General features: G+C 66.9%; 23 protein-coding genes and 3 tRNA genes. 15 read left to right on the top strand and 11 right to left on the bottom strand.

Going from position 1 to position 17,896, the window contains the following annotated elements; translation table 11 throughout:
• The first annotated feature begins 334 nt into the window (after positions 1-334).
• Together recQ and TSH64_RS26535 are read left to right on the top strand one after the other, a co-directional pair.
• The gene (recQ, locus tag TSH64_RS26540) at positions 335-2,263 is read left to right on the top strand and encodes a DNA helicase RecQ (protein ID WP_109449659.1); all 1,929 of its coding nucleotides are present in this window, start codon (positions 335-337) and stop codon (positions 2,261-2,263) included.
• Between the two features lie 103 nt (positions 2,264-2,366).
• Positions 2,367-2,441: transfer RNA gene (locus TSH64_RS26535), tRNA-Thr, on the top strand.
• Between the two features lie 173 nt (positions 2,442-2,614).
• On the opposite strand, the gene map is transcribed toward TSH64_RS26535, so the two are convergent.
• Entirely contained in the window at positions 2,615-3,424 is an 810-nt protein-coding gene (map, locus tag TSH64_RS26530; RefSeq protein ID WP_109449657.1) for a type I methionyl aminopeptidase, read from the bottom strand.
• 60 nt (positions 3,425-3,484) lie between these two features.
• On the bottom strand, positions 3,485-4,237 hold the full coding sequence (gene sfsA / locus TSH64_RS26525) for a DNA/RNA nuclease SfsA (protein WP_109453053.1): 753 nt from the start codon (positions 4,235-4,237) through the stop codon (positions 3,485-3,487).
• A 66-nt stretch (positions 4,238-4,303) separates the two neighbouring features.
• Here sfsA and TSH64_RS26520 point away from each other — a divergent pair, with 66 nt between their 5' ends.
• Both TSH64_RS26520 and TSH64_RS26515 read left to right on the top strand, forming a co-directional pair.
• The gene (locus TSH64_RS26520) at positions 4,304-5,089 is read left to right on the top strand and encodes a molybdopterin-binding protein (protein ID WP_109449654.1); all 786 of its coding nucleotides are present in this window, start codon (positions 4,304-4,306) and stop codon (positions 5,087-5,089) included.
• A gap of 118 nt (positions 5,090-5,207) precedes the next feature.
• Entirely contained in the window at positions 5,208-5,453 is a 246-nt protein-coding gene (locus TSH64_RS26515) for a hypothetical protein (protein ID WP_109449652.1), read from the top strand.
• 32 nt (positions 5,454-5,485) lie between these two features.
• On the opposite strand, the gene TSH64_RS36000 is transcribed toward TSH64_RS26515, so the two are convergent.
• On the bottom strand, positions 5,486-5,659 hold the full coding sequence (locus TSH64_RS36000; protein ID WP_199237670.1) for a hypothetical protein: 174 nt from the start codon (positions 5,657-5,659) through the stop codon (positions 5,486-5,488).
• Positions 5,660-5,914: 255 nt separating this feature from the next.
• Here TSH64_RS36000 and TSH64_RS26510 point away from each other — a divergent pair.
• A tRNA-Leu gene (locus tag TSH64_RS26510) sits at positions 5,915-5,999 on the top strand.
• 82 nt (positions 6,000-6,081) lie between these two features.
• On the opposite strand, the gene TSH64_RS35700 is transcribed toward TSH64_RS26510, so the two are convergent.
• The 3 genes from TSH64_RS35700 to TSH64_RS26495 all read right to left on the bottom strand — a co-directional run bounded on the left by TSH64_RS35700 (position 6,082) and on the right by TSH64_RS26495 (position 6,952).
• Positions 6,082-6,255, bottom strand: a complete 174-nt coding sequence (locus TSH64_RS35700; RefSeq protein WP_158285416.1) for a hypothetical protein — start codon at positions 6,253-6,255, stop codon at positions 6,082-6,084.
• Positions 6,256-6,263: 8 nt separating this feature from the next.
• Positions 6,264-6,485 carry a hypothetical protein gene (locus TSH64_RS26500; protein WP_109449648.1) on the bottom strand — a complete coding sequence of 74 codons (222 nt, stop codon included), beginning with the start codon at positions 6,483-6,485 and terminating at the stop codon, positions 6,264-6,266.
• 83 nt (positions 6,486-6,568) lie between these two features.
• On the bottom strand, positions 6,569-6,952 hold the full coding sequence (locus tag TSH64_RS26495) for a rhodanese-like domain-containing protein (protein ID WP_109449645.1): 384 nt from the start codon (positions 6,950-6,952) through the stop codon (positions 6,569-6,571).
• 210 nt (positions 6,953-7,162) lie between these two features.
• Between TSH64_RS26495 and TSH64_RS26490 the strand changes: the two genes are divergently transcribed.
• On the top strand, positions 7,163-7,516 hold the full coding sequence (locus tag TSH64_RS26490) for a carboxymuconolactone decarboxylase family protein (RefSeq protein ID WP_109449643.1): 354 nt from the start codon (positions 7,163-7,165) through the stop codon (positions 7,514-7,516).
• Between the two features lie 33 nt (positions 7,517-7,549).
• Here the strand turns inward: TSH64_RS26490 and TSH64_RS26485 are convergent.
• Positions 7,550-7,634: transfer RNA gene (locus tag TSH64_RS26485), tRNA-Leu, on the bottom strand.
• A 227-nt stretch (positions 7,635-7,861) separates the two neighbouring features.
• Between TSH64_RS26485 and TSH64_RS26480 the strand changes: the two genes are divergently transcribed.
• Both TSH64_RS26480 and TSH64_RS26475 read left to right on the top strand, forming a co-directional pair.
• Positions 7,862-8,398: a disulfide bond formation protein B gene (locus TSH64_RS26480; protein WP_109449641.1), complete on the top strand. Its 537-nt coding sequence runs from the start codon at positions 7,862-7,864 to the stop codon at positions 8,396-8,398.
• Complete coding sequence (locus TSH64_RS26475) at positions 8,395-8,979, top strand: demethoxyubiquinone hydroxylase family protein (protein ID WP_109449639.1); 585 nt, start codon at positions 8,395-8,397, stop codon at positions 8,977-8,979. Before TSH64_RS26480 ends, TSH64_RS26475 begins: the two co-directional genes overlap by 4 nt.
• Before the next feature lie 71 nt (positions 8,980-9,050).
• On the opposite strand, the gene TSH64_RS26470 is transcribed toward TSH64_RS26475, so the two are convergent.
• Positions 9,051-9,614, bottom strand: a complete 564-nt coding sequence (locus tag TSH64_RS26470; protein WP_109449637.1) for an HNH endonuclease — start codon at positions 9,612-9,614, stop codon at positions 9,051-9,053.
• Between the two features lie 434 nt (positions 9,615-10,048).
• Here TSH64_RS26470 and TSH64_RS35995 point away from each other — a divergent pair, with 434 nt between their 5' ends.
• Positions 10,049-10,216 (top strand): hypothetical protein, encoded by a 168-nt coding sequence (locus tag TSH64_RS35995; RefSeq protein WP_014248815.1) that lies wholly within the window; start codon positions 10,049-10,051, stop codon positions 10,214-10,216.
• 94 nt (positions 10,217-10,310) lie between these two features.
• Positions 10,311-11,156 (top strand): tRNA glutamyl-Q(34) synthetase GluQRS, encoded by an 846-nt coding sequence (gluQRS, locus tag TSH64_RS26465; RefSeq protein ID WP_109449635.1) that lies wholly within the window; start codon positions 10,311-10,313, stop codon positions 11,154-11,156.
• 122 nt (positions 11,157-11,278) lie between these two features.
• On the opposite strand, the gene TSH64_RS26460 is transcribed toward gluQRS, so the two are convergent.
• The 3 genes from TSH64_RS26460 to TSH64_RS26450 form a co-directional block, all read right to left on the bottom strand.
• Entirely contained in the window at positions 11,279-12,490 is a 1,212-nt protein-coding gene (locus TSH64_RS26460) for a class I SAM-dependent rRNA methyltransferase (RefSeq protein WP_109449633.1), read from the bottom strand.
• 79 nt (positions 12,491-12,569) lie between these two features.
• Complete coding sequence (locus TSH64_RS26455; RefSeq protein ID WP_109449630.1) at positions 12,570-12,929, bottom strand: cupin domain-containing protein; 360 nt, start codon at positions 12,927-12,929, stop codon at positions 12,570-12,572.
• Between the two features lie 55 nt (positions 12,930-12,984).
• Positions 12,985-13,359 carry a hypothetical protein gene (locus TSH64_RS26450; protein ID WP_247873159.1) on the bottom strand — a complete coding sequence of 125 codons (375 nt, stop codon included), beginning with the start codon at positions 13,357-13,359 and terminating at the stop codon, positions 12,985-12,987.
• A 444-nt stretch (positions 13,360-13,803) separates the two neighbouring features.
• Between TSH64_RS26450 and ccoN the strand changes: the two genes are divergently transcribed.
• The 5 genes from ccoN to TSH64_RS26425 all read left to right on the top strand — a co-directional run bounded on the left by ccoN (position 13,804) and on the right by TSH64_RS26425 (position 17,883).
• Entirely contained in the window at positions 13,804-15,300 is a 1,497-nt protein-coding gene (gene ccoN, locus TSH64_RS26445; protein WP_109449626.1) for a cytochrome-c oxidase, cbb3-type subunit I, read from the top strand.
• A 21-nt stretch (positions 15,301-15,321) separates the two neighbouring features.
• On the top strand, positions 15,322-16,059 hold the full coding sequence (gene ccoO / locus TSH64_RS26440; protein WP_109048083.1) for a cytochrome-c oxidase, cbb3-type subunit II: 738 nt from the start codon (positions 15,322-15,324) through the stop codon (positions 16,057-16,059).
• A 15-nt stretch (positions 16,060-16,074) separates the two neighbouring features.
• The gene (locus tag TSH64_RS26435) at positions 16,075-16,236 is read left to right on the top strand and encodes a cbb3-type cytochrome c oxidase subunit 3 (RefSeq protein ID WP_012972963.1); all 162 of its coding nucleotides are present in this window, start codon (positions 16,075-16,077) and stop codon (positions 16,234-16,236) included.
• A gap of 3 nt (positions 16,237-16,239) precedes the next feature.
• On the top strand, positions 16,240-17,130 hold the full coding sequence (gene ccoP, locus TSH64_RS26430; protein ID WP_109449624.1) for a cytochrome-c oxidase, cbb3-type subunit III: 891 nt from the start codon (positions 16,240-16,242) through the stop codon (positions 17,128-17,130).
• A gap of 222 nt (positions 17,131-17,352) precedes the next feature.
• Positions 17,353-17,883 carry a FixH family protein gene (locus tag TSH64_RS26425; RefSeq protein ID WP_109449622.1) on the top strand — a complete coding sequence of 177 codons (531 nt, stop codon included), beginning with the start codon at positions 17,353-17,355 and terminating at the stop codon, positions 17,881-17,883.
• The last annotated feature ends 13 nt before the right edge of the window (positions 17,884-17,896 follow it).

The raw sequence follows: 17,896 nt of genomic DNA, 5'->3' as shown, positions 1-17,896 counted from the left end.
CGCCGGCACGCTTCCAGTGCTTAGCGCCGGATCAGGCGGATCTCGATCCGCCATCTCCGCCACTGGAGCACCAGGAAGAACGGCATCTTCTTCATGCCACCTTCCTCCTTCTGAAACGGCGGATGGACCACCCATCCGCCGTTTTCAGTTTACACGCGGGCGATGAGCAGGCGCCACACTTTCACACCAATGTGTGGTGGTACCGGTGAAGGTCCGACCTTTGTTCCCGGCCGCGTCCCTTTGCGGCTTTGCCCTGGGGGCGATCTGTGCGACATGATGGGGCGTTGAGACGACAAGCCGGATCTCCGGCACCACTTTCCTGAACCGCATCGGCGTGGATTCGTTGTTTTCCTACGGCAATCTGGGTGCGTCGGACGATGCGCCCGGTCAACCGCCGGCCACGGCGCTCGACGCGCTGCGGACGGTGTTCGGTTACGACTCCTTCCGTGGCCAGCAGGCCGACATCATCGACCATGTGGTGCGCGGCGGCGACGCGCTGGTGCTGATGCCGACCGGCGGCGGCAAGTCGCTGTGCTACCAGATCCCGGCGCTGGTGCGCGACGGGGTGACGGTGGTGGTGTCGCCGCTGATCGCCCTGATGCGCGATCAGGTGACGGCGCTGCGGGAACTGGGCGTGCGCGCCGCCTTCCTCAACTCCTCCCTCGGTCCGGCCGAGGCGCGGGAGGTGGAGCGGGCGATGGTGCAGGGCGAGATCGACCTCGTCTATGTGGCACCCGAACGGCTGGTGACGCCGCGCTTCCTCGACCTGCTCGACCGCACCCGGCTGGCGCTGTTCGCGCTGGACGAGGCGCATTGCGTGTCGCAGTGGGGGCATGACTTCCGGCCCGAATATCTGCAGCTGTCGATCCTGCACGAACGCCACCCGACGGTGCCGCGCATCGCGCTGACCGCCACCGCCGATGTGCAGACCCGCGCCGAGATCAAGGACAAGCTGGGGCTGACCGACGCCCGCGTCTTCCTGTCCAGCTTCGACCGGCCCAACATCACATACCGCGTGGTGCCGAAGAAGAGCGAGCGCCAGCAGATGCTGGCCTTCCTGCGCGACAACCATCCGGAAGACGCCGGCATCGTCTATTGCATGTCGCGCAACAAGGTGGAGGAGGTCGCGGCCTGGCTGAACCAACAGGGCCGCGAGGCTCTGCCCTACCATGCCGGGCTGCCCGCCGAGACGCGCGAGGCCAACCAGGACCGCTTCATCAAGAGCGAGGGTCTGGTGATGGTGGCCACCGTCGCCTTCGGCATGGGCATCGACAAGCCGAACGTCCGCTTCGTCTGCCACCTCGACCCGCCCAAGAGCCTGGAAGCCTATTATCAGGAAACCGGCCGCGCCGGCCGCGACGGGCTGCCCGCCAACGCCTGGATGGCCTACGGCATGGCCGACGTGGTGATGCTGCGCCAGATGCTGGAGCAGTCCGAGGCGGGCGACAGCCACCGCCGGGTCGAGCGCGGCAAGCTGGAGGCCCTGCTCGGCTTCTGCGAGACGTCGGACTGCCGCCGTCAGGTGCTGCTGAACTATTTCAACGAGACGCTGCCGGAGCCCTGCGGCAACTGCGACACCTGCCTGGACCCGGTCGAGACCTGGGACGGCACCATCGCCGCGCAGAAGGCGCTGTCGGCGGTCTACCGCACCGGGCAGCGCTATGGCGCCGGCCATTTGATCGACGTGCTGGTCGGCAACGCCACCGAGAAGGTGGTGCAGCAGAACCATGACCAGTTGAAGACCTTCGCCGTCGGCAAGGACATGAGCAAGGTCGAATGGCAGTCGGTCTACCGCCAGCTTGTCGCCACCGGGCTGCTGACCGTCGATCTGGAGGGCTATGGCGGCTTCCGCCTGACCGATGCCGGGGTGGCTGTCATCAAGGGACAGCGGGTGGTGAAGCTGCGCAAGGACCCGGTGCTGGAACGCCGCCGCGGCGTCCACGATGCGCTGCGCCGCCACACCGCGCGGGGCGGGTCGGTCGGCGGCGGCTTGAGCGGGGAGGGGGTGTCGCGCTCCGGCGCCCGCGGAGCGCTGTCGGCGGCCGACGACGCGCTGTGGCATGCGCTGAAGGACTGCCGCACCGCGCTGGCGAAGGCCCAGAGCGTGCCGCCCTATGTGATCTTCCACGACAGCACGCTGTTGGAGATGGTGGCCCAGCGCCCCCGCGACCACGCGACCTTCGCCCATCTGCCGGGGGTCGGCGGCCGCAAGCTGGAACGCTACGCCGACGCCTTCCTGGAGGTGATCCGGCAGCACGGGTAAGGCTTTCGGGCGCATGGCAGGTTTGAGGACGGGCGGCCGATTTTTCCGAAATTCACCGCTTGCATCCCACGAAGCACCTCGCTATGTTCCGCGCCACAACGACGCCGCAGTAGCTCAGGGGTAGAGCAACTGATTCGTAATCAGTAGGTCCGGGGTTCAAATCCCTGTTGCGGCACCAGTTTCTTCAAGGGCTCGGCAAGCAATTGCCGGGCCCTTGTTCGTTTCCGGGGTGTTGCGCGGCTTTCCGTTATGGCGCTGGTAAGTCGAGTGCTTGGCGGTTGCCATAAACAACTCGGGCGCCGCATCCCCCGACACGGCGCCCGCCCCTCGACCCGTCAATGACCGTCAGCTTTACTCCACCGGGTAAGGCGGCCTCGTGTAGCCGGCCGGCGACAGGGTGAAGATCTCCGCACCGTCCGCCGTCACGCCGATGGAATGCTCGAACTGGGCGGACAGCGACTTGTCCTTGGTCACGGCGGTCCAGCCGTCGCCCAGGATCTTCACGTCCGGACGGCCGGTGTTGATCATCGGCTCGATGGTGAAGATCATGCCTTCCCGCAGGACCAGCCCTTCGCCCGGCTTGCCGTAATGCAGGACCGACGGCGGCTCGTGGAAGACGCGGCCGACGCCGTGGCCGCAGAAGTCGCGCACCACCGAGAAGCGGTGGGACTCCGCGAAGGTCTGGATGGCGTGGCCGATGTCGCCCAGCGTGGCGCCCGGCTTCACCGCGGCGATGCCGATCATCAGCGCGTCATAGGTGACGTCGACCAGCTTGCGCGCCTTCACGCCGACGTCGCCGCACAGATACATGCGGCTGCTGTCGCCGTACCAGCCGTCGACGATCGGCGTGACGTCGATGTTCAGGATATCGCCGTCGACCAGACGCTTGTCGCCGGGAATGCCGTGGCAGACGACGTGGTTGACCGAGATGCAGTTGGCCCGCGGAAAGCCGCGATAGCCCAGCGGGGCGGGGATGCCGCCATGGTCGCGGATGAACTGCTCCAGCAGGCGGTCGAGCTCGCCCGTGGTGACGCCCGGCTGCACATAGGGGACGATATAGTCCAGTGCCAGCGCGGCCAGACGGCCGGCCTTGCGCATGCCTTCGAATCCCTCCGGACCATGAAGGCGGACGCGGTTGGATTCGACGTGATCCTGTTCCAAGACGAAAGCCCCTATGCCAGGTAACCAAAAGCTGGATGCCGAAGGCCTGCTGCCGCGACCCTAAAGCCGGATCGGCAGCGGCCGGTCCAATTCAATCGATTCGGGCGTGATCGCGCAAGACCAGCATAGCGCCTCCACACCCGAATCCAGTGCACGGCGCAGCCCGTCATGATAGGCCGGGTCGAGATCGGCCGCCGTGCGGAAATGGGAACAATCGCCGCGCTGGACAAGGTAGAGCATGACCGCGCGGCAGCCCTGCGCCACCATCGCCGCCATCTCCTCCAGATGCTTGGCGCCACGGGCGGTCACGCAGTCCGGGAATTCGGCGGCGTCTCCATGCGGGCCGCCGGGGCGGCGCAGATGGACGTTCTTGACCTCGACATAGGCGGGAGGCCTCATGGAGAGATGATCGGCTCCGGGCTTGGCCGGGTCGTCCTCCAGCAGCACGTCGATGCGGCTGTTGCGGCCGTATTTCACCTCGCGCCGCAGCCGGTCGTAGCCGGCCAGCTCCGGGATGGTGCCGGCCGATATCGCGGCGGCGACCAGGGCGTTGGGGTGGCCGGTGTTGACGCCGACCAGCCCCTCGCCCCAGGGGGCGGCGGCCTCCACCAGCTCCAGCGTGTAAGCCAGCTTGCGTTTGGGATTGTCGGAACGCGACAGCCAGACGGCGGAGCCGGGACTGTCCAGCCCGATCATGCTGCCGGAATTGGGGACATGCACCGTCACCTCCACCCCGTCCAGCAGGACGTCGGCGAGAAACCGCTTGTAGCGGCGGATCAGGCGGCCTTGAAGAAGGGGGGTGGGAAAGCGCATCTTGGCGGCGACGCTACCCTTGGCCTTCCCGCCCGACAAGAGCGTTCCGATGGAGACCCCTGCCAGATGACGTCCGAAGCCGCCGCAAACGAGACCGGAGCCAACCCGACCGCCGCCGTGCTGGTGATCGGCAACGAGATCCTGTCGGGCCGCACCAAGGACGCCAACCTCGGCCACATCGCCGAGAAACTGACGGAGATCGGCGTGCGGCTGCGCGAGGCCCGCGTGGTGCCGGACGTCGAGGAGGAGGTCGTCGCCGCGGTCAACGCCCTGCGCGCCCGCTACACCTATGTCTTCACCACCGGCGGCATCGGCCCGACCCACGACGACATCACCGCCGCCTGCGTCGCCAAGGCGTTCGGCGTGGCGCTGGAGCGCAATCCGGAAGCGGTCGCCCGGCTTGAGCGCCATTACGCCGCCGGGCAGCTGAACGAGGCAAGGCTGCGCATGGCCAACGTCCCGGCCGGCGGCATCCTGATCGACAACCCGATCAGTCAGGCGCCGGGCTTCCAGATCGGCAACGTCTTCGTCATGGCCGGCGTGCCCAACATCATGCGGGCGATGCTGGACGGCATTCTGCCGCGGCTGGCCGGCGGGCCGCCCCTGCATGCCCGCACGGTGGCCTGCGAACTGGGCGAGGGGGTGATCGCCGCCGAGCTGTCGGCCCTGCAGGACCGCCATCCGGCATTGGAGATCGGCAGCTATCCTTACTTCCGCCACGGCTTCTTCGGCGTCAGCCTGGTGCTGCGCGGCACCGACGAGGCGGAGGTGACGGGTGCCGCCGACGAGCTGGCGGAGATCATCCGCGGCCTTGGCGGCACGCCGACCGTCACGGTCGGTACGAAAGGATAGTGGCGGGTATGACGGCCGCTCTGACGGGGGATATGTCGGCGGATCGATTGCCGCGGACCGATTCGGTCCTACATTAAATTCCTCTCATCTCCGTCTTTCCCGCCGCGGGAGCCCCGCCATGAAGAGCTTCGAGAAAACAGCGCTGCTGTTTCTTCTCCGCCACCTGTTCGCCGGCATCGTCGGCGCCGTGGTGCTGGCAAGCGGGCTGTTGTGGTTCGACGTCGCCAAGCTGGCGACCCTGATCGGCAGCAGCGAATACGGCATCACCGCCACGGTGATGCTCTATGCCGGCCTGATGCTGACCTTCGGCAGCGTGTCGATGGGAATCGGCATCATGACGATGAACGAGGACACCCGCCCCTAACGCCGCGGCACAACGCCGGGGCGGGGCGGCGGTCAGTTGCCGAACGGTCCGAAGCGGTCGTAAACCCAGACGAGGGCGACGATCAGCGCCAGCCACAGCGCCGCGTTGCGAAGAACAGCCCCTCGGTTGCGGCGAAGGGCCGCCGGCACCACCAGCACCGCGACCATCAGCAGCGCCACCAGCGACATCCATTGCGTCTCGCTCACGCCGTCTCCCTCCTGCTCCCGAGCCGGTGCGGGCCGGCCCCCAGTTGCGCGTCCTTCGATATGGGAATGCCTGCGGTTTTGCGAAGGCCCCTTGACCCGCGCCCCCGCGATTGTCTAAGTCATGACCACGGAACGGTGCGTTGCATATCGCGGTATGCAATCTCCGCGGGCAGCGCGGGGCCGGTCCGTGGACATGAGCTTTGCCGTCATCGGTCCGGTGCATCAGCATCGGCTTGCAATGGCAGGGCCCGGGGCGCGGGCGTGGCGAAACCGGTAGACGCAAGGGACTTAAAATCCCTCACCCTTAGGTATGTGGGTTCGAGTCCCACCGCCCGCACCATATTGAAAATACTGTGAAATCTTCAGTCCTGCCGCCGGTTGGCGGCGGTATGGCAACGGCTCCGGGTCGGCGGCCGGAAACCTCACCGCACCTCGACCGTGCCGCAGCTGCGCCGATGGGCCAGCAGACAGTCCTCGGTCCTGGACTGATGCATCAGGGCACCCATCAGCCAGTATCCCAGGCCAAGGACGATCATGACGGCGATGGCCGCGCCGACATTGGCGGCGAGGCGGGTGCGGTCGTCATCGGGGGGCATGTCGGGCGTCACGTCCTGCCCGGCTTCCGTTTCGTCCGGCCGTTGGCGGCTTCCCCCTCCTTGCGCTGAAGGAACAGCCGGCCGGCTTGCATCGCCGCGGCGCGGCTGATGTATCTGCCGCACTCGAACCGCTGGCCGTCGAACGTCACGGTGAGGGTGAAGCTCTGCGGTCCGGTTTCGTCGACGACGATCGGGGAAGAGGCCGCGGGAGGAACGGGGGCGGGCTTCATTCGACGGTCCCTGCATATCTGTCTGTGACCGACAGACACATACGTCCGTCGTGAGGCGCAGGCCAGCGGCTTTGAGAGGGGCGTCAGCGCTCCACCGGGCCGCCGGCCTTGGCCCAGGCGGAAAAGCCGCCGCCGAGACGGTTGATGGTGCCGGTATGGCCGGCGGCCATCAAGCGCTCGGCGGCGGGGCCGCAGCGCATGCCTCCCTGGCAGTGGAAGACCAGATGCTTTTCGGGCTCGGCCGGGACGCGCGACGGGTCGAAGCGCGACAGCGGGTTCAGGATGGCGCCGGGGATATGGCCGGCGGCGTGCTCATGCGGTTCGCGGACATCGACGATCACCGCCTCGCCTTTCGCCTGCCAGTGAATGGCGGTCTGCGGATCGACCTGCAGGATCCGGTCGGTGCCGCCCTGCTTGTTGGGCTGCGCGGTCGGGAACAGGCGTCGCATCAGGGAGCAGAGGAACATCGGAGTCGATCCTTGAAAGGGGATTGCGGGCCGGGCCGTGGCATCGGACGGCAAGCAACCGTCGTACTGCCCTTGACCAATAAATTAGTATATTCTAATGTTAAGTCAATGAGGCGATGTCGCCCGCAGCTCGCTTTCCGCCAAGGCGGTTCCGGCTGGGCGGCGACCCGGACGTCCGGTGCGCCTTTTTTCGATGGCAGGAGAAGACCCATGCACAAGAACTGGCCGCAGATGACCGGCGAGCTGTCCGGCGCCATCCGCGAGCTGCGCGGCGGCGCCCCGGAGGTCATGAAAGCCTTTTCCGGGATGGCCCAGGAGGCGCTCAAGCCGAATGCGCTGGACACCAGGACCAAGGAACTGATCGCGCTCGCAATCGCGGTGGCGATCCGCTGCGACGGCTGCGTCGCCTTTCATGCCGAAGCGGCGATGAAGCAGGGGGCGACCCGCGACGAGGTGATGGAGACGATGGGGATGGCGGTCTATATGGGCGCCGGGCCGTCGGTGATGTATGCCGCCCAGGCGGTCGAAGCATTCGACCAATTCGCCGAAAAGGCGGCCGGCTGACCGGAACCGCGATCCCACAACAGAGGGATCGGGTGGTGCGGGCGGTCGGACTCGAACCGACACTCCTTGCGGAACCGGATTTTGAGTCCGGCGCGTCTACCAATTTCACCACGCCCGCAGCGACGCCTCTTCTAGCGCAACAGTCCGCAAACGGAAAGGGCAAAAGAACGGGCATCCGGGCATCCCGGTTCGCTGCCCGGGTCCGGGGCGAAACAGCGCCCGGCGACGCAGCCGCGGTGCCGCTTATTCCCTGCCGATGCCGCCGCCCTGTCATGCCGTCGCAGGCGTGCCGCGGGCCTTGCGGACGGCTGGCCGAACGGCCTCGCACGCGCTACCTTGTCCGCCATGACGACCAAGCCCTTTCTCTCCCGTGCCTTCGAGGATCCCCGCATCGCCGCCCTGCTGCTGGCGCTGGCCAGTGCCGGGGTGCTGCTGTCGGCCCTGTTCTTCCAGTTCGTGCTGAACTACCAACCCTGCGTGCTGTGCATCATGCAGCGCTGGCCCTATGTGGCGGTGATGGTGCTGGGGCTGGTGACTTGGCTGTTCCGCCGCTGGAAGGGGCTGGGCGACGCGCTGCTGGTGGTGAGCGGGTTGGCCCTGCTGGCCGGTGCCGGCATCGCCGCCTACCATGTCGGGGTGGAGCAGCATTGGTGGGCCGGCACCTCGTCCTGCGGCGGCTCGGCCGCGGCCAATTCGCTGGAGGCGCTCCGCGCCCAGGTGCTGGCCGCCCCGGTCACCCGCTGTGACGAAGTGGCGTGGTCGCTGTTCGGGATCTCCATGGCGGGCTACAACGTGGCGATCTCGCTGGCGCTGGCGGCCTACGCCTTCGTCGCGGCACGCATCGCCTATACCCGCACCCCGGTGTCGAGGACCGCATTGTGAGTGAAACGACGTCTCCCACCGCCAATTCCCGTCACGGCGCGCGTCACGGCGCATTGCCCGGCGACCTGCCGCGGCGCGACCGGCTGGCCCGCATCGTCCGCGTCGACCATGCCGGCGAATATGGCGCCAAGCGCATCTATGAGGGCCAGATCGCCGTGATGGGCAAGGGCCGCCACGGCAAGACCCTGCGCCACATGGCCGATCAGGAGCTGGTCCATCTCGAATATTTCGAGAAGCAGCTGAACCGGCGCCGGGTGCGGCCGACCCTGCTGCAACCCCTGTGGCACGTCACCGGCTTCCTGCTGGGCGCCGGCACTGCGATCCTCGGCGAACGGGCGGCGATGGCCTGCACCGTCGCGGTCGAAGAGGTGATCGAGGAGCATTACGAGGCGCAACTGCCTCATCTCGGCCCGGACGAGCAGGAGCTGTCCGACAGCATCCGCAAGTTCCAGGCGGAAGAGGTCGAGCACCGCGACATCGGCTTGCAGAACGAGGCGGAGCGCGCGGCGGGTTATCCGCTGCTGTCGGCGGCGATCAAGGCCGGCACCCGGGCGGTGATCTGGGTGGCGGAACGGGTGTGACGGGGCGGGTTTGAGGCGGCGGATGCAGGGGCCGGCAGCGGCCCCCATCCGTTGACGGCACGGCGCCAAGCCTACATCGGGTCCAGTTCCGAGTCCCAGTAAAGAAAATCCCGCCAACTTTCATGGAGGAAGTTTGGCGGGAAGGCGCGTCCGTTCTCTTGCAGCTCGTAGGCACTGGGCTGGAAGGGCGGCGTGAGGGGGATCATGCCGCAGACATGGGGAAGGCGGTCGCCCTTCGCCAGATTGCAGGCCGAGCAGGATGTGATGACGTTTTCCCACGTCGTCCGACCGCCGCGGGACCGCGGAATCACATGGTCGAAGGTCAGGTCGTGGGTGGGGAAGGGGCGGCCGCAATACTGGCAGGTGAAGCGGTCGCGCAGGAAGACGTTGAAGCGGGTGAAGGCCGGACGGCGCGAGGCCGGGATGAATTCCTTCAGCGAGATGACGCTGGGCAACCGGACTTCAAAACTGGGGGATCTGACGACCCGGTCATAGTGCGATACGATGTTGACCCGTTCGAGAAAGACCGCCTTGACCGCTTCCTGCCAGGACCATAGCGACAAGGGGAAGTAACTGAGCGGGCGGAAATCCGCGTTCAGCACCAGAGCCGGACAGTGATCGGGTGGTGGAGCCAATGGCCACTCCCTTGTCTGTAACCGTTGTCTGAGAGCGTGTCTGGAACCCGGCACGCGACACTGCTGCGGCACCGTGCGCGGGGCATGTCTGCTGCGCCCCGGCGGCCGAATCGTCCTCCGGGACAACCAGATACATAGTGGATCGGGGCTCGGGACTCAATATCTTGACCCGGCGCGGCCGAATTTCTTCACCGTTGTGTAACCTTTTTCGCGCTGTGGGCAAGGTGGGTGGGGCGGGGATGCGGTCAAGCGGCCCCACCCGCGGCGGCTGTGAAGGCGGCTGTGAAGGCGGCTGTGACATCGGCAAAAAACAGTCGCGCCCGCCTTGCGTGCTTACCCCTCGTTAACCATGACGGCGCGATGGTGGACCTCGTTGATCCAAGCCGATCCCGCCGGTCCGAACCGGCCGGAAGCGACCCCGAGGAAAGTCCGCCATGACCGCCGTCATCATCGACCTCGCCCAGAAGCGCCGTGAACGCGAGGAGCGTGAGCGCCAGATTCGCATCGATGCATTCGACCGCGAGCTGCGCCGCCGTCTGGCGCTCTATCTGGAAGGCGAAGAGATCCCGGTCGAGCCGATCCGCGACAATCCTTACATCTGATCGGGCCTTACATCTGATCAGGCCCCATATCCGATCCGCGCCTCTCTCCGATCCGCGCTTACATCCAGGTCACGCCAGCCGTTATAAAGCGGGAATGAGCGATCTCGTCACCCGCTTCGCCCCCAGCCCCACCGGGCATCTGCATCTGGGCCATGCCCATTCCGCGCTGTTCGGCTGGACCACCGCCCGCAGCGCCGCCGGCCGCTTCCTGTTGCGGATCGAGGACATCGACCCCAACCGCTGCCGTCCGGAGTACGAGCGCGACCTGATCGAGGATCTGGCGTGGCTCGGCCTCGACTGGGACGGTCCGATCCGCCGCCAGTCCGACCATTTCGACGATTTCCGCGCCGCTCTGGCCCGGCTCGAGTCGCTGGGCGTGCTCTATCCCTGTTTCTGCACCCGCAAGGACATCGCCGCCGAGATCGTGCGGGCCGGTGCGGCTCCCCATGGACCCGACGGGCCGCTCTATCCCGGCACCTGCCGCCATCGCTCCGCCGCGGAGCGCGCCGAGCGGATCGAGCGGGGCGACGCCTGGGCGCTGCGACTCAATGTGGAGGCCGCCTGCCGGCTGACCGGGCCGCTGCGCTGGCACGACCGGGCCCAGGGCTGGCAGAACGCGACGCCGGAACTGCTGGGCGACGTGGTGCTGGCGCGCAAGGACACGCCGACCAGCTATCACCTCAGCGTTACCGTCGACGATCATCTCCAGGGTGTGACCCTTGTCACCCGCGGCGAGGATCTGTTCTTCGCCACCCATCTGCACCGGCTGTTGCAGGCCCTGCTGGGCTACGATCCCCCCGATTACCACCATCACGGCCTGCTGCGGAATGCGGCGGGCGAGCGGTTGGCCAAGCGCGACCGCGCCCAGTCCCTGCGGTCGCTGCGGGACGAGGGCCGCAGCCCGGCCGAGGTGCGGGCGCTGGCGGGATTTGCAGGATAGGGCTCGCTCCGGGCGGCAGGCGTACGTGTCACTGGTGGGCCGGGCCGGGGCTGGAGGCGTACGGGGGGCGTACCGCGTGTGTACGTCCGCCCGTCCACCCCGGATGCCCAGGCGGGCTGCACTCAGTCCAGTTGCAGCACGAGCGCTTTCAGATAGGCCGACTCGGGCAGGTGCGGGTGGACCGGATGGTCGGGGCCGGCGCCGGCGCTGCGCAGGATGCGGCCGGTGCGGCCGGCGTCGTGCAGGCCGCGGGCGACCAGTTCGGCGAAGGTCGGCGGATCGACATTGTGGCTGCACGACCCGCAGAGCAGATAGCCGCCCGGTGCCGTGATCTTCGCCGCCAGACGCGCCATCTTGCGGTAGGCGCGGCTGCCGGCCGCCAGATCCTTCTTCGACTTCACGAAGGCCGGCGGATCGGCGACCACCACCTGGAATGTTTCGCCGGCCGTGCCCAGCCGCTCCATCTCCTGGAAGGCGTCGGCCTTGCGCGCCTCGAAGCGGTCGGCGACGCCGTTCGCCGCGGCGGCGCGGGTGGCGTTCTCCAGGGCCAGGGCGGAGCGGTCGACCGCGATCGCCTGGGTGGCGCCGGCCACCGCGCACTGGATGCCGAAGCCGCCATTGTAGCTGTAGAAGTCGATGGCCCGGCCGCCCTTGGCCAGCGAGGCGATGAAGGCGCGGTTGTCGCGCTGGTCGTAGAACCAGCCGGTCTTCTGGCCGTCCAGCGGGTTGGCGAAGAAGGTGGCGCCGTTCTCTTCAAGGCGGATCGAGCCGTCGATCTCGCCCTTGGCCAGCCGGGTCTCCTCCGCCAGCCCCTCCAGCGCGCGCTGGCTGCCGTCGTTGCGCAGGATGACCGCGCGCGGTGCCATCACCTCGTCGATGGCGGCCAGGATCTCGTCGATCCGGCGGTCCATGAAGACGGAGTTGGCCTGCACCGTCACCACATCGTCGAAGCGGTCGACGATCAGCCCGGGCAGCCCGTCGGCCTCGGCATGGACGACGCGGTAGAAGGGACGGCTGAACAGGCGGTCGCGCAACTCCACCGCGCGGCGCAGCCGGTCGGCGATGAAGGCCTGGTCCACCACGGTCGCCGGGTCGTTCGACAGCAGCCGGGCGGCGATCAGCGTGTGCGGATTGAAGGTGTAGATGCCCAGCGGCGTCCCGCCGGGGTCCAGAAGCCGCACCGGGCTGCCGGGCGGCACCGCCTTGGCGGTGGTGTCCATCTGGACTTCGTTGGAATAGACCCAGGGATGCCCCTGCATGACGCGCCGCTGGCGGCCGGACTGCAGATGGATCGCGGGGTATTTCTTGACGGGTTTGGTGCCGGTGTCGCTCATGGGCCCGCATCCTAGCGGCAAATCGGCGGCGCGCAATGGCTGCGGTGGCCCGCCCATGCCGCTCCGCGCCGTTCGGCCTCTACCCCGATCCGGTGGTGCCGCCCGGCTCACCGGCATGGACCGCCAGCCAAACGGTCGGCCCGCCGGCGGCGGTGGCGGCAACGCGGTGGCGGGTGCGGGCGGGCAGCAGCACCCAGTCGCCGGGGGACAGCGGGCGGTCTCCCTCTCCGTCCACCTGCAGAGTGGCGGAGCCCGCGACCAGCAGGACGAACTCGTCCCACTCCTGGTCGTACCAGAAGCCGTCCGGGGAGGACTGGCCGGTGGAGACGATCCGCTCGATGCGCACACCGGGCAGCGCCGCCAGCGTCGTGAACAGTTCTTCGGGCTGCGGACTTGCGGGAAGTCCTTCCAGCAGGCTGCCGACCAGCGCGTCGCTCATCCGAGACGTTTCCTTTGCAAGGTCCGGCATTGTGCGCCTCCCGGCCCGACAGGCGCTACTCCGCGTCGCGCCGTCCCTCCGCCAGCGTCGGGGCATTGTCGTTGACCACCGCCAGCTCCTTGCAGAAGCGGATCGTTTCCTGCCGGTGCCCTTCGGTGCGGAAGCAGTCGGGGATCGGGTCGCGGCCGGAGCCTTGAAGGGAATCGTGCCGGGCGAAACGGTCGGGCAGGGTGGTGTGGATGGCGGCGCAGCCCAGCCGCCGGGCCAGCCCCTCCATCGCCTGCAGCAGGGCTTCCGCCACGCCGGCGACGTCGAACAGGTCGAGCACGACGAAGTTGTCGACGCACAGCGTCCGCCCGTGCAGCAGGTGCGGTTCGGCCGTGTAGGAGAACAGGCCGTGCAGGTACCCCTGCGCGTTCTGCACGGTCATGATGCCCCGGCTTGCCGGCTGGCGGCCGCCTCCTGCGCCACCGTCCGCACTGCTCCCCAGGGTTGCGCTGTCCAGAACCGCTGCGGCAAATGCGCGCCATTGGTCGACCCCCAGGCCCGGCGCCAGGGCGCAGACCAGCGGGTAAGCCTGGTCGATCTGGCGCCGACCAAGGGGTTTAGCGATGAAACCGTCGTCCATTTCAGCCCGGCCGATTGCAAGGACACTGAACGATGGCAGCCCCGGGGCGGAAGGGTCGTTGACGTAGATCAATGTTGCTGAACCCCCCCATCCACATAGTGGGCGCCATTGGAGACAGGCGCGCCCGGCGTCCCTTTCGGCATTTCCGAGTGCAACCTGTCCCGCTCCTTAACAGTACGTACCCAGTGGTGGTGCAACCCAGAAGGCGCGGCCCCGCGGCCGCCCGGGGCAAACGGGAGAGATTGTATGACATCAGCGACTCTGACTTCAGGGGCCACCCTGGGCAGCCAGCGGGTGTCGGAAGACGTGCGTTACCATGAGGACGCCATCCGACTCTTCGTGATCGCTGCAGTGTTCTGGGGCGTGGTCGGTTTCCTGGCCGGCACCTTCATCGCTCTGCAGCTGGCTTTCCCGGCGCTGAATCTCGGGCTGGAGTGGACGAGCTTCGGGCGCCTGCGCCCCGTCCACACCTCGGCCGTGATTTTCGCGTTCGGCGGCAATGTGCTGTTCGCCACTTCGCTCTATTCGGTCCAGCGGACGTGCCGCCAGTATCTCTTCGGGGGCGAAGGGCTGGCGAAGTTCATCTTCTGGAACTACAACGTCTTCATCGTGCTCGCGGCGCTGAGCTACGTCCTGGGCTTCACCCAGGGCAAGGAATACGCCGAGCCCGAATGGATCCTCGACCTGTACCTGACGGTCACCTGGGTGCTCTATGCGGTCCAGTTCATCGGCACGGTGATGACGCGGCGCGAGTCGCACATCTATGTGGCGAACTGGTTCTTCATGGCGTTCATCCTCACCGTCGCGATCCTGCACATCGGCAACAACATCAACGTTCCGGTGTCGCTGTTCGGCATGAAGTCCTACACCTTCGTGTCGGGCGTGCAGAGCGCCATGGTGCAGTGGTGGTACGGCCACAACGCGGTCGGCTTCTTCCTGACCGCCGGCTTCCTGGGCATCATGTACTACTTCGTGCCCAAGCGCGCCGAGCGGCCGGTCTATTCCTACCGCCTGTCGATCGTCCATTTCTGGACCCTGATCTTCCTCTACATCTGGGCCGGTCCGCACCACCTGCACTACACCTCCCTGCCGGACTGGGCGCAGACGCTGGGCATGACCTTCTCCGTCATGCTGTGGATGCCGTCCTGGGGCGGCATGATCAACGGCATCATGACCCTGTCGGGCGCCTGGGATAAGCTGCGCACCGATCCGGTCCTGCGCTTCCTGGTCACCTCGGTCGCCTTCTACGGCATGTCGACCTTCGAAGGCCCGCTGATGTCGGTCAAGCCGGTCAACGCCCTGTCGCACTACACCGACTGGACGGTCGGCCACGTGCACTCCGGCGCTCTCGGCTGGGTCGCCTTCGTCTCGTTCGGCGCGATCTACTATCTCGTGCCGGTGCTGTGGAAGCGCTCGCAGCTCTACAGCATGCGCCTGGTCAGCTACCACTTCTGGACCGCCACCATCGGCATCGTGCTCTACATCACCGCCATGTGGGTGTCGGGCATCATGCAGGGCCTGATGTGGCGCGCCTACGACAACCTGGGCTTCCTGCAGTACTCCTTCGTGGAGACCGTCGCGGCGATGCACCCGTTCTACGTGATCCGCGCGATGGGCGGCGTCCTGTTCGTCACCGGCGCTCTCATCATGGTCTACAACCTGTGGCGCACGGCGAAGGGCGATGTCCGCATCGAGAAGCCCTATGTCACCACGCCGCACAAGGCGACGGTCGGCGCGGCCTGACGCTAGGGAAGGATGCGAGAAATGGCTCAGGATAAAAAGGGCTTCAGCCACGACCTGATCGAGCGGAACACCCTTCTGCTGATCGTGCTCGTGCTGATCACCGTGTCGATCGGCGGTCTGGTTCAGATCGTCCCGCTCTTCACCATCGAATCGACCATCGAGAAGGTGGAGGGGGTCCGTCCCTACTCCCCGCTCGAACTGGCCGGGCAGAACATCTACCTGCGCGAAGGCTGCTACAACTGCCACAGCCAGCAGATCCGTCCGTTCCGTGACGAGGTCGAGCGCTACGGCCACTACTCGCTGGCCGCGGAGTCGATGTACGACCATCCGTTCCAGTGGGGCTCCAAGCGCACCGGTCCCGATCTGGCCCGCGTCGGCGGCAAATACTCCAACGCCTGGCAGGTCGCCCATCTGGTGAACCCGCGCGCGGTCGTGCCGGAGTCGATCATGCCGACCTACGGCTGGATGAAGGAGCGTCCGCTGAGCTACGGCGACATCGGCGACCACCTGAAGACGCTGAAGATCGTCGGCGTTCCCTACACCGACGAGCAGATCGCCAACGCCAAGGCCGACCTGGAAGCGCAGAAGAACCCCGACGGCGACACCGCCGGGCTGATGAAGCGCTACCCGAAGGCCGTGGTGGCGAACTTCACCGGCGAAAAGACCGTCACCGAAATGGACGCTCTCGTCGCCTACCTGCAAGTGCTGGGCACCATGGTGGACTTCACCAAGTACCAGTCCAAGCAGCTGCAGCAGTAATCGGGGGAGGAATCCATGGACTTGGATTCGATCACGGTGATGCTTCGGTCCTTCTGGACGGTGTGGTTGATGCTGCTGCTGACGGGCATCCTGGTTTACGCCATGTGGCCCGGCAACCGCCGCACCTTCGACGACGCCGCCCAGATCCCGCTCAAGGATGATGGTCAGGAGCTTTAGACCATGGCACAGAATTACAAGGACGAGCTGTCCGGCGTCGAGACCACCGGCCACGAGTGGGATGGACTGCGCGAGCTGAACAATCCGCTGCCGAAGTGGTGGCTGTATCTCTTCTATGTCTGCATCGCCTGGGCGATGGTGTACTACGTGTTCTACCCGGCCTGGCCGCTGGGCAAGACCTACACGAAGGGTATCCTGGGCTATTCCCAGCGCGAGGAGCTGGACACCAAGCTGGCGGAGGCGAAGGCCGGCCAGGCCAAGTACCTGACCGCCATCGCCGCCAAGTCGGTCGACGAAATCCAGAAGGACAAGGACCTGCTGGGCTTCGCGATGGCCGGCGGCCGGTCCTACTTCAACGAGAACTGCGCCGCCTGCCACGGCGCCGGCGGCCAGGGCGCCAAGGGCTTCCCGACGCTGGCCGACGACGTGTGGCTGTGGGGCGGCTCCTCGGCCGACATCTACAAGACCATCCAGCACGGCATCCGCTCGGATGACGGCGACACCCGCGGCACGCCGAACGTCGGCATGACCGCCTTCGGCAAGGACGGCATCCTCAACCGCGACCAGATCGATCAGGTCACGGACTATGTGCTGTCGCTGAACGGCAAGACCGCCGATGCGGGCAAGGCCGCCAAGGGCAAGGCCGTCTATGACGAGAACTGCGCCGCCTGCCACGGCGATGCGGCCCAGGGCTCGGTTGCCGCCGGTGTCGACGGTGTCGGAGCTCCGCCGCTGAAGCAGGCCAACTGGCTCTACGGCAGCGACAAGCAGACGCTGGTCGAGACGGTGACCAACGGCCGCGCCGGCGTCATGCCGGCCTGGTCCAAGCGCCTGGACGATGCGACGATCAAGTCGCTGGCCGTCTACGTCCACAACCTGGGCGGCGGCAAGTAAGCCGAAGCCCGGGCGGGCCGTTGCGGAACCGACCGGAGGGGGCGTCGGGGAGGTCACTCCCCGACGCCTTTTTCTTTGCGGGACATGCGGCGCGGGACAGGTGCGGGACCGGCGGTTTCGTTAACTTCCTGTCATTTGATCCATCGCAATGTCCCTGCGGCAATCGGTCGCCATAGTGCCCGCGATCAAACGCCGCCGACCAGTCGAAGGGCAGCCAGCGACATGAGCATCAGCACCACCACCGGAAACCGCCCCCTCCCGCCGAAACGCCTGAAGGCGCCGCGCCAGCCGGGATGGTACATCCCCTGGATCTTCGTCGGCGTCTTCATGATCGTCCTGGCGGTGAACGGGGTGATGGTCCATTTCGCGGTGTCGAGCTGGACCGGGATCGAGACCGAGAACCACTTCATCAAGGGGCTCGGCTACAACAGCGATCTGGCCGGCGCCCGTGCCCAGGCGGAACGCGGCTGGCAGGTCCAGCCGGACTTCACCAGCACCGAACCGCGCAAGGGCGTGATCGCCATCACCGTCCGCGACAAGCAGGGCCAGGTCCTGAAGGATGCCGCCGTCACCGTGACGATGATCCGTCCGATCTCCGAGGGGCATGACAAGACCCTGTCGCTGCCCTATCTGGGCGAGGGCCGCTATGGCGCCCCGGTGGAACTGGATCTGGAAGGCCAGTGGGACATGCGCTTCGTCATCACCCACGCCAGCGGCGACTATCAGGACCAGAAGCGCGTCTGGGTTCAGTAACGGCGCGACGCGG

Origin of the sequence: Azospirillum sp. TSH64, from assembly GCF_003116035.1 — a bacterium.
Classification (GTDB): Bacteria; Pseudomonadota; Alphaproteobacteria; order Azospirillales; family Azospirillaceae; genus Azospirillum.
This window is presented reverse-complemented; position numbering and strand designations above follow the sequence as displayed.

What these genes read in the sequence shown, in the direction of transcription:
- ccoO (WP_109048083.1), top strand. Translation starts at nt 15,322, where the DNA reads ATGGCTCAGGATAAAAAGGGCTTCAGCCACGACCTGATCGAGCGGAAC.
- TSH64_RS35700 (WP_158285416.1), bottom strand. Translation starts at nt 6,255, where the DNA reads ATGCCCCCCGATGACGACCGCACCCGCCTCGCCGCCAATGTCGGCGCG.
- ccoN (WP_109449626.1), top strand. Translation starts at nt 13,804, where the DNA reads ATGACATCAGCGACTCTGACTTCAGGGGCCACCCTGGGCAGCCAGCGG.
- sfsA (WP_109453053.1), bottom strand. Translation starts at nt 4,237, where the DNA reads ATGCGCTTTCCCACCCCCCTTCTTCAAGGCCGCCTGATCCGCCGCTAC.
- TSH64_RS26450 (WP_247873159.1), bottom strand. Translation starts at nt 13,359, where the DNA reads ATGACCGTGCAGAACGCGCAGGGGTACCTGCACGGCCTGTTCTCCTAC.
- TSH64_RS26460 (WP_109449633.1), bottom strand. Translation starts at nt 12,490, where the DNA reads ATGAGCGACACCGGCACCAAACCCGTCAAGAAATACCCCGCGATCCAT.
- TSH64_RS26435 (WP_012972963.1), top strand. Translation starts at nt 16,075, where the DNA reads ATGGACTTGGATTCGATCACGGTGATGCTTCGGTCCTTCTGGACGGTG.
- TSH64_RS26500 (WP_109449648.1), bottom strand. Translation starts at nt 6,485, where the DNA reads ATGAAGCCCGCCCCCGTTCCTCCCGCGGCCTCTTCCCCGATCGTCGTC.
- TSH64_RS26490 (WP_109449643.1), top strand. Translation starts at nt 7,163, where the DNA reads ATGCACAAGAACTGGCCGCAGATGACCGGCGAGCTGTCCGGCGCCATC.
- TSH64_RS35995 (WP_014248815.1), top strand. Translation starts at nt 10,049, where the DNA reads ATGACCGCCGTCATCATCGACCTCGCCCAGAAGCGCCGTGAACGCGAG.
- gluQRS (WP_109449635.1), top strand. Translation starts at nt 10,311, where the DNA reads ATGAGCGATCTCGTCACCCGCTTCGCCCCCAGCCCCACCGGGCATCTG.
- TSH64_RS26520 (WP_109449654.1), top strand. Translation starts at nt 4,304, where the DNA reads ATGACGTCCGAAGCCGCCGCAAACGAGACCGGAGCCAACCCGACCGCC.
- TSH64_RS26425 (WP_109449622.1), top strand. Translation starts at nt 17,353, where the DNA reads ATGAGCATCAGCACCACCACCGGAAACCGCCCCCTCCCGCCGAAACGC.
- TSH64_RS26495 (WP_109449645.1), bottom strand. Translation starts at nt 6,952, where the DNA reads ATGTTCCTCTGCTCCCTGATGCGACGCCTGTTCCCGACCGCGCAGCCC.
- TSH64_RS26455 (WP_109449630.1), bottom strand. Translation starts at nt 12,929, where the DNA reads ATGAGCGACGCGCTGGTCGGCAGCCTGCTGGAAGGACTTCCCGCAAGT.
- TSH64_RS26480 (WP_109449641.1), top strand. Translation starts at nt 7,862, where the DNA reads ATGACGACCAAGCCCTTTCTCTCCCGTGCCTTCGAGGATCCCCGCATC.
- ccoP (WP_109449624.1), top strand. Translation starts at nt 16,240, where the DNA reads ATGGCACAGAATTACAAGGACGAGCTGTCCGGCGTCGAGACCACCGGC.
- TSH64_RS26515 (WP_109449652.1), top strand. Translation starts at nt 5,208, where the DNA reads ATGAAGAGCTTCGAGAAAACAGCGCTGCTGTTTCTTCTCCGCCACCTG.